The 7,926-nt window shown below is 36.1% G+C and carries 6 protein-coding genes and 2 pseudogenes; 2 read left to right on the top strand and 6 right to left on the bottom strand.

Annotation, left to right across the window (positions count from 1 at the left end; genetic code table 11):
• Together WFK35_RS18265 and WFK35_RS18260 are read left to right on the top strand one after the other, a co-directional pair.
• A pseudogene (locus WFK35_RS18265) lies at positions 1-310 on the top strand (hypothetical protein); the annotation flags it as partial.
• A gap of 133 nt (positions 311-443) precedes the next feature.
• On the top strand, positions 444-3,152 hold the full coding sequence (locus WFK35_RS18260; RefSeq protein WP_336733772.1) for a hypothetical protein: 2,709 nt from the start codon (positions 444-446) through the stop codon (positions 3,150-3,152).
• 21 nt (positions 3,153-3,173) lie between these two features.
• Here the strand turns inward: WFK35_RS18260 and WFK35_RS18255 are convergent, their stop codons facing one another.
• The 6 genes and pseudogenes from WFK35_RS18255 to WFK35_RS18230 form a co-directional block, all read right to left on the bottom strand.
• On the bottom strand, positions 3,174-3,674 hold the full coding sequence (locus WFK35_RS18255) for a low affinity iron permease family protein (RefSeq protein WP_336733771.1): 501 nt from the start codon (positions 3,672-3,674) through the stop codon (positions 3,174-3,176).
• 127 nt (positions 3,675-3,801) lie between these two features.
• Entirely contained in the window at positions 3,802-4,638 is an 837-nt protein-coding gene (locus WFK35_RS18250; RefSeq protein WP_336733770.1) for a GLPGLI family protein, read from the bottom strand.
• Positions 4,639-4,762: 124 nt separating this feature from the next.
• Positions 4,763-5,068, bottom strand: a complete 306-nt coding sequence (gene rpsJ, locus WFK35_RS18245; RefSeq protein WP_002661363.1) for a 30S ribosomal protein S10 — start codon at positions 5,066-5,068, stop codon at positions 4,763-4,765.
• A 17-nt stretch (positions 5,069-5,085) separates the two neighbouring features.
• Positions 5,086-7,203 carry an elongation factor G gene (gene fusA / locus WFK35_RS18240; protein ID WP_214588326.1) on the bottom strand — a complete coding sequence of 706 codons (2,118 nt, stop codon included), beginning with the start codon at positions 7,201-7,203 and terminating at the stop codon, positions 5,086-5,088.
• 6 nt (positions 7,204-7,209) lie between these two features.
• Positions 7,210-7,686, bottom strand: coding sequence for a 30S ribosomal protein S7 (gene rpsG, locus WFK35_RS18235; RefSeq protein ID WP_214588325.1), 477 nt, complete (start codon positions 7,684-7,686; stop codon positions 7,210-7,212).
• 23 nt (positions 7,687-7,709) lie between these two features.
• Positions 7,710-7,926: pseudogene (locus tag WFK35_RS18230) on the bottom strand (30S ribosomal protein S12); the annotation flags it as partial.

The raw sequence follows: 7,926 nt of genomic DNA, 5'->3' as shown, positions 1-7,926 counted from the left end.
CTTACCAATTTATTCGTGGGGAATTGTCACCAATCATTTGGGAAAACATAAACTGATTAATGCTCTATCTGAAAAGGATCTTAAAAACCCCGATTTCAAGCGAATATCTGACACAGAAATTGAAATACAGAAGCACGGATTTTATTTCGGAAGTTATCTGAACAAAGGTTTCAGAATTAAAATTGAAGAGATTTCAGATGAGCAGCTTCAGGAAGTCATCCGTTTTCTTGAGAAAAAAATAAACAATTTCGATATTATTCATTATCAGTTAGACAGTAAATTTGTTACAGATCAGAACTTTAACTTGTAAATCCAATTAAATTCTGCGTAAATTGTCTTATGCTTAAAAGAATAGTTCTTACAGATTTCTTAAATGACTGATTGTAAGAATAATCTGAAAAATATACATTACCATTATAACTTAAAAAAACACCATTAACAAAATGAAAAAGTACTTTCTTTCGCTCGCGGTTCTATCGCTTTTTTACAGTAAAACTGAAGCGTGCGCATGGTCTGATCCGGATTATGAATATTTCAATCTGTTTACGCAGAGTATCATCAAGGATAAATCTTACCTGCCATTTCTTCACAGCTATTCAACAAGATTTTATACTGATTTTAAACAATCCCAGATTCCTAATGAAAATGTGGATACCTGGAAAAAATTCTTTAATAATCAACTGACTTTCGCGGAGACAGATTATCTGGTGAATAAAATGAACATCAATGATCTGAATGCTCTGAAAAATGGCAGCACGAACAATCAGCTTCTTACAAAACTCGGATCTGGTTTCTATTCTAAATATAAGGAAGCGATTGATTATCTGATTGAGGCAAAATATCTTGAACCGTACATGAAAATCAACTACGTTGAAAGTCCGGATTCATTTTATTACCGTGAAAGCGAAGGTTCACAAAATGCAACAAATCTTGATTACAATAAAACCATCACGGCATTAACCTCTCTTTACAATGCGGCAAAAAATCCTGAAATTAAGCAGCGTTACGGATATCAGTTGGTGCGTTTCAACCATTATACAAGAAATTACGAAGCAGCGATTGAAGCTTTCAAGAATTATGTTGAACCCATAAAATTAAGAGGAGCAACCTATTTTATGGCTCTCGATCAATTGGCGGGTGCACAACGCGGACTGGATCTGAAAAGTGATGCCAACTGGAATTTCTTTCAGGTCTTTATGAACAGTAAAAGCCGTAAAGAGTCTGCCTTCGTGTCTATGAAACTTTCGGACACTGCTTCTTTTAATAATATTATGAAAAGAGCGGGAACGAATGAAGAAAAAAACATGGCTTATTTTCTTTTAGGCTATGAAGATTTCAACAATCCGATTCCGATTATGGAGAAAATGTTTGAAATAGATCCTGATTCTGAAATTCTGAAAGTGATGGCGGTGAGGAGCATCAATGAACTGGAAAGAAACTATCTTCCGATTTATTATTACACCAACAATAATGAAAAAACTGCGGTAAAAGTCTCTGCAAACACTACAACGGATCAGCCTAAAACTGAAGCTGCGGAAGCTCCTAAAGAGGAAAAAATATCGTTCTGGCAGAAAATTGTGCGCTTTTTTAAGAAGTTATTCGGCGTTAAAGATAAAACGAGTGCTGAAACGAAAGCAGATCAAAGCGATGATGAATTGCTGGACAACCCGAACAGAATTCCGGTTTTCAACAAGAATAATTATTACTATGACGATCAGACGAAAGATTTCTTAGATGATCTGGAAAAATTCACAAGCAAAACGAAAGAGAAATCCAAGGACGAATACTGGCAAATTGCAGATGCTTATCTGAAATTCCTTAAAAAAGATTATAAAGCGAGTACAGAGATTTTAGAAGACATCCAAACCAGCAATCCGGAATATCAGGAACAGATTAAAAGAATGAAGGTTTTGAATGATATTGTTTCGCAGCCTAAAATTGATGCGGACTTCGAAGATCATTTAATGAAAGATTATGTCGAATATTTTGTGGATAAACCGGAGGAGCCTAAAAAAGACAGTACGGAAACAGAATATGATTATTATGGTGAGGTTCCTTCTACAAAAGATTTCCTAAAAGATGTTCTTGCCAACCGTTATTTCCTGCAGGGTGAAGACGGAAAATCTTTCCTTATGAGCAATACGCTTTCTGATCTTCAGTACAACCCCAACTCCAGTCTGGTAAAAAGTGTGGAAGATTTTTACAGAAAGCCGAACAAAACGAAATTCGAGGAACAGATTATTGCTAAAAATATTGATGACGTAGGAAATATCGATGCCTTTTTTGCCGTGATTTATGGTGACAGAGCGATGAGACAGGCAGATTTTGAGAAAGCTAAATCATACTACACAAAAGCACAGAATTTCACAGGAATTCCGAGAATCAATTATGACTGGGACGGGAATTCTCAGAAAAAAACGCCTCATCAATACGGAGTTTCAGAATACAATGGTTTCCGAAGTATTTCGGATCTTGTTTTCGGACATAATGTTTGGGAAAGTTATCAGAGTACGCCTGAAGAAAGTATGGTGAAGGAAGATTATTCTCAGTTTTCTTTCATTAAACCTATGATGAATAAACTTGAACTGGCAGATGCATTAATTCAGCTTAAAAAGATAGGAAGCGGTAAGGACGAAAAATCAACAAAAGCCAATCAGCTCATTGGAAATCTTCTTTACAATACTTCTTCTTTGGGATATTACAGACAGTTATTTGTAATGGATGTTGACAATACGAATGGCGGGAAATATAATTTCTGGAGTACCGACAGTGAAACGCCTTATCAGTACTACTACAAAAACTTTACAAGTACTACTTTTATTGAACCTGATAATTTTGATCTGGCAATTAATTATTATAAAAAAGCACTGAATACATCAACGGATAAAGAACAGAAAGCAAGAATTCTGTTTCAGATGGCAAGTGCGGAACAAGGGAAATATTATCAGTATGAAACTAAAAATCCTTCGAACGTAGACTACTCGGATCCAAAATGGAGCGAGAAAACGGATGCTTTCCAAAAGCAGTTAGATCAGATTAAAAATCAAAAATACAGAACGTATTTTGCCATGCTGAAAACGCAGTATGCCGATACGGAGACTGCAAAAAATCTGATGGGAAGCTGTTCTTATTTCGGGTATTTTATGAAATAGGATGTTTAATAAAAAAAGGAATCAGATCGATTCCTTTTTTTGTTTCTGTTTCTGCAGCCATTCTTCATGTTTTTTTCTGAAAAAATCGTGCTTGTAATCCTGATTTCTTTTGGCAGCATCAATAGAATGTGAAGAATGAATATCTTCATCTTCTTCTGCAAAATCTGCCAGTTTTTCATAATAACAATGAAGCTGATCGAGTTCTTTCTCCGTTAAATCTTCAATATCGACAATCCTGTTGCTGGCTTTTTCATTCGCTGCGATCAATTCATTTAATTTGATCTGAATGGCTTTGGAATCTTTATTCTGTGCTTTCTGAATTAAAAATACCATGAGAAAAGTGATAATAGTTGTCCCTGTATTTATAACGAGCTGCCATGTTTCGGAATAGTTAAAAACAGGTCCTAAAACTGCCCATATAATGACGATTAAGGTCGCCCCTATGAAAGCGTAAGAACTCCCTGTAAATTTTGTTGCCCAATCTGAGAATTTTTCGAAAAAACTTTTGCCTGATCTTGCCATTTTTCTTTGTATTAGTAAGTTAATAAGCATCAAAAACTCCGCCGAAAAGCCAATGTAAAATTGTAATTTTTATATCCGCTAGATTAATTATCCAAATGATATTCCTGATGTTATTTATATTTCAATATTATTTTTTTACTTCAGGGTACTTCACTGCTTTATCCACTTCAATTGGATTATTATATTTTTTAATTCTATGCTGTTCATCAAAAGTATATTGCCGAAGTTCTTCCGGCTTGTAAATGATTCTGCCATCATCCAGCCCTAATTTGTTATTTTCGTCAATTTTCACGTCACCGTTATTGATAAATTTTATTGGATCAAGATAATAACTTAGCAACATGGATCTGTATTTAGAATATGGAATTTCTATTCCTCTTGATTTTGCATTTTTATAGAAGCTTATCAACTGTGTTTCGGTTAAGTTTTCTGATCTGTTCAGAGAGAAATGATAATTTTCTTTATCATCATAAATTTCAATAATCATTCCCGGTAAACCGTGAAATTTATATGGTCCTTCCTGAAAAGGAAAGTCTTTTGCAAACCATGCGATCCAGTTTCTGCCCCCAAATATTGCCGTAGCTTTCTGAGCTTGAATGGAAGATGAAACTTTAGTTTCCTTTTCAATTTTCCAATTTATTTTAGGTTCATCTATTAATTTGTAAACATCGTAGCTTTGAATACTGTAAAGAACATATTGTTTTGTTTTAATCTTTTTACTGAGCAAATCTGTAACCTTCCCGTTAAACGTCCTTAAGCCGGAAACTTTTTCTATAGAATCACTGACAAAAAAAGATCTTTCATAATAGAATGTTTCATCCGGATTAATATCAAGATAATAGTTGGCTTTCCTTACTTCAGCAGAAGTTGAATCAGGACGATAAACTACATCATAAATAAACCGATGAGTCTGCGCTGATAACGATACGTAAAGCAAGACTGTTAAAAGTAAGAGTTTTTTCATAAGAATATTTTCGTAAATATACATAACAGCAATGACCTTTCTCTTCATAAAATTGGATAAAACTAAAAAAATCCGCTCCTCGAAAGGAACGGATTTTATATAATCATTGCAAAGTATGCAATTATCACACTTTAATTTCAACATCTACACCTGAAGGAAGTTCTAATTTCATTAGAGCATCAACAGTTTTAGAAGAAGAAGAATAGATATCCATCAATCTCTTGTGAGCTGATAATTGGAACTGCTCTCTTGCTTTCTTGTTTACGTGCGGAGATCTCAACACTGTGAAGATTCTCTTGTTGGTTGGCAATGGAATTGGTCCGTTTACAACAGCACCAGTAGCCTTTACCGTTTTTACGATTTTCTCTGCAGATTTATCTACCAAGTTGTAATCGTAAGATTTAAGTTTTATTCTGATTCTTTGTGACATTTTAATCTAATTTAATATTAACCTTTAGCCTTAGCGATTACTTCTTCAGCAACGTTTGTAGGAGCAGCTTCGTATTTCTCGAATTCCATAGAAGATGTTGCTCTACCTGAAGATAACGTTCTAAGAGAAGTTACATAACCAAACATTTCAGAAAGCGGAACGAAAGCTTTAATAACTTTAGCGTTGTTTCTGTCGTCCATACCGTTTACAGTACCTCTTCTTCTGTTAAGGTCACCTACGATATCACCCATGTACTCTTCAGGAGTTACTACTTCAAGCTTCATGATTGGTTCCATGATAACCGCTTTAGCAGCTCTACCAGATTCTTTGAAACCTAACTTTGCAGCCAATTCGAAAGATAACTGATCCGAGTCAACCTGGTGGTAAGATCCATCTTTCAATGTAATCTTCATAGATTCAACCTCAAATCCAGCTAAAGGACCGTTCTTCATTGCTTCTCTGAATCCTTTTTCTACTGAAGGAATAAATTCTTTAGGAATGTTACCTCCTTTAATTTCGTTGATGAATTCAAGACCTGTTTTACCTTCGTCTGCAGGACCGATTTCGAATACGATATCTGCGAACTTACCTCTACCTCCAGACTGCTTTTTGTAAACTTCTCTGTGGTTAGCTTTTTGTGTAAGAGCTTCTTTGTATTCTACTTGCGGCTGACCTTGGTTAACCTCTACTTTGAACTCTCTTCTCATACGGTCTACAATGATATCCAAGTGAAGTTCACCCATACCAGAGATGATCGTTTGTCCTGAAGCCTCGTCTGTCTTAACCTGGAACGTTGGATCTTCTTCAGCTAATTTAGCTAAAGCGTTACCCATTTTATCCTGGTCAGCTTTCGTTTTAGGCTCAACAGCGATACCGATTACCGGATCTGGGAAGATCATTGATTCTAGAACAATTGGGTTCTTTTCATCAGATAATGTATCTCCTGTTTTAATATCTTTAAATCCTACAGCTGCACCAATATCTCCAGCCTCGATATACTCAACCGGATTTTGCTTGTTTGCGTGCATCTGATAGATTCTTGAGATTCTTTCTTTGTTACCAGATCTTGTGTTTAATACATAAGAACCAGCATCCAATCTTCCTGAATAAGCTCTGAAGAATGCTAATCTACCTACGAATGGGTCAGTAGCAATTTTGAAAGCTAATGCAGCGAAAGGCTCCTCAACAGATGGTTTTCTTTCGATATCAGCGTCAGTTCTTGGATCTGTTCCTTTGATATTATCCTTATCTAGTGGAGAAGGAAGATATTTACAAACAGCATCAAGCATGAACTGTACTCCTTTGTTTTTGAAAGAAGATCCACAAGTCATTGGGATGATAGAAAGATCGATAGTAGCTTTTCTTAAAGCTTCGTTGATTTCTTCTTCAGAAATTGAATCCGGATCTTCGAAGAATTTCTCCATCAAAGTCTCGTCATAATCAGCAACAGCTTCTACTAATTTCTCTCTATATTCAAGAACTTCATCCTTCATGTCTTCAGGAATCGGAACTACTTCATAAGTTGCTCCCTGTCCTGCTTCGTCCCAGATGATCGCTCTGTTTTTAATTAAGTCTACAACTCCTTTGAAATCTTCTTCAGCACCGATTGGTAAAACGATTGGAACTGCATTAGATCCTAACATTTCTTTTACTTGTTTTACAACGTTCAAGAAGTCAGCACCCTGTCTGTCCATTTTGTTTACGAATCCCATTCTCGCAACTTTGTAGTTGTCAGCAAGTCTCCAGTTTGTTTCAGACTGAGGCTCTACTCCATCTACTGCAGAGAATAAGAATACCAAACCGTCCAATACTCTCAAAGATCTGTTTACTTCTACGGTGAAGTCAACGTGTCCCGGTGTATCGATAATGTTGAAGTGGTAAGGTTTTGTTTCAGGTAATTTCTTACCCTGATCTGTTGGGAAATTCCAGTTACAAGTAGTTGCAGCAGAAGTAATAGTAATACCTCTTTCTGCTTCCTGTTCCATCCAGTCCATTGTAGAAGCACCATCGTGAACCTCTCCAATTTTGTGGTTTACACCTGTATAGAATAAAATCCTTTCTGTAGTGGTAGTCTTACCTGCATCAATGTGAGCAGCAATACCAATATTTCTTGTAAATTTAAGATCTCTTCCCATTTCAGATTAGAATTTGAAGTGTGAGAAAGCTTTGTTTGCTTCCGCCATTTTGTGAGTATCTGTTTTCTTTTTGAAAGCAGCACCTTCTTCTCTTGAAGCAGCTACTACCTCATTAGCCAATTTCAAAGCCATAGACTTATCATTTCTCTTTTTAGAGTAGCTAATTAACCATTTCATTGCCATAGAAATTTTTCTATCTGCTCTGATTGGCATAGGAATCTGGAAGTTAGCTCCACCTACTCTTCTGGAACGTACTTCTACGTGAGGCATAACGTTTGTTAATGCATCTTTCCAGATTTCAAGGGCTGTTTTCTCAGTATCTCCTTTTTTAGTTTCTACGATATCCAACGCATCATAGAAAATTTTGAATGCGATTGACTTCTTACCGTCAAGCATTAAATTGTTTACGAATCTCGTTACCAACTGATCATTAAATTTTGGATCTGGTAACAACGGTCTTTTTTTCGCTTTCGTCTTTCTCATTGTTTCTGTACCTTATTTAATGATTATTTTTTCTTTCCTTTTGCTGGTGCAGCTGGTGCCTGACCTGGTTTAGGTCTCTTAGCTCCGTACTTCGATCTTCTCTGCGTTCTTCCATTTACACCTGCAGTGTCTAATGCACCTCTTACGATGTGGTAACGTACTCCCGGTAGGTCTTTCACCCTTCCGCCTCTAACCAATACTATCGAGTGCTCCTGAAGATTGTGTCCTTCGCCCGGGATA

The sequence above is a fragment of the Chryseobacterium sp. VD8 genome, assembly GCF_037149975.1.
GTDB classification, from domain to species: Bacteria; Bacteroidota; Bacteroidia; order Flavobacteriales; family Weeksellaceae; genus Chryseobacterium; species Chryseobacterium indicum.
This window is presented reverse-complemented; position numbering and strand designations above follow the sequence as displayed.

What these genes read in the sequence shown, in the direction of transcription:
- WFK35_RS18260 (WP_336733772.1), top strand. Translation starts at nt 444, where the DNA reads ATGAAAAAGTACTTTCTTTCGCTCGCGGTTCTATCGCTTTTTTACAGT.
- rpsJ (WP_002661363.1), bottom strand. Translation starts at nt 5,068, where the DNA reads ATGTCACAAAGAATCAGAATAAAACTTAAATCTTACGATTACAACTTG.
- WFK35_RS18255 (WP_336733771.1), bottom strand. Translation starts at nt 3,674, where the DNA reads ATGGCAAGATCAGGCAAAAGTTTTTTCGAAAAATTCTCAGATTGGGCA.
- rpsG (WP_214588325.1), bottom strand. Translation starts at nt 7,686, where the DNA reads ATGAGAAAGACGAAAGCGAAAAAAAGACCGTTGTTACCAGATCCAAAA.
- WFK35_RS18250 (WP_336733770.1), bottom strand. Translation starts at nt 4,638, where the DNA reads ATGAAAAAACTCTTACTTTTAACAGTCTTGCTTTACGTATCGTTATCA.
- fusA (WP_214588326.1), bottom strand. Translation starts at nt 7,203, where the DNA reads ATGGGAAGAGATCTTAAATTTACAAGAAATATTGGTATTGCTGCTCAC.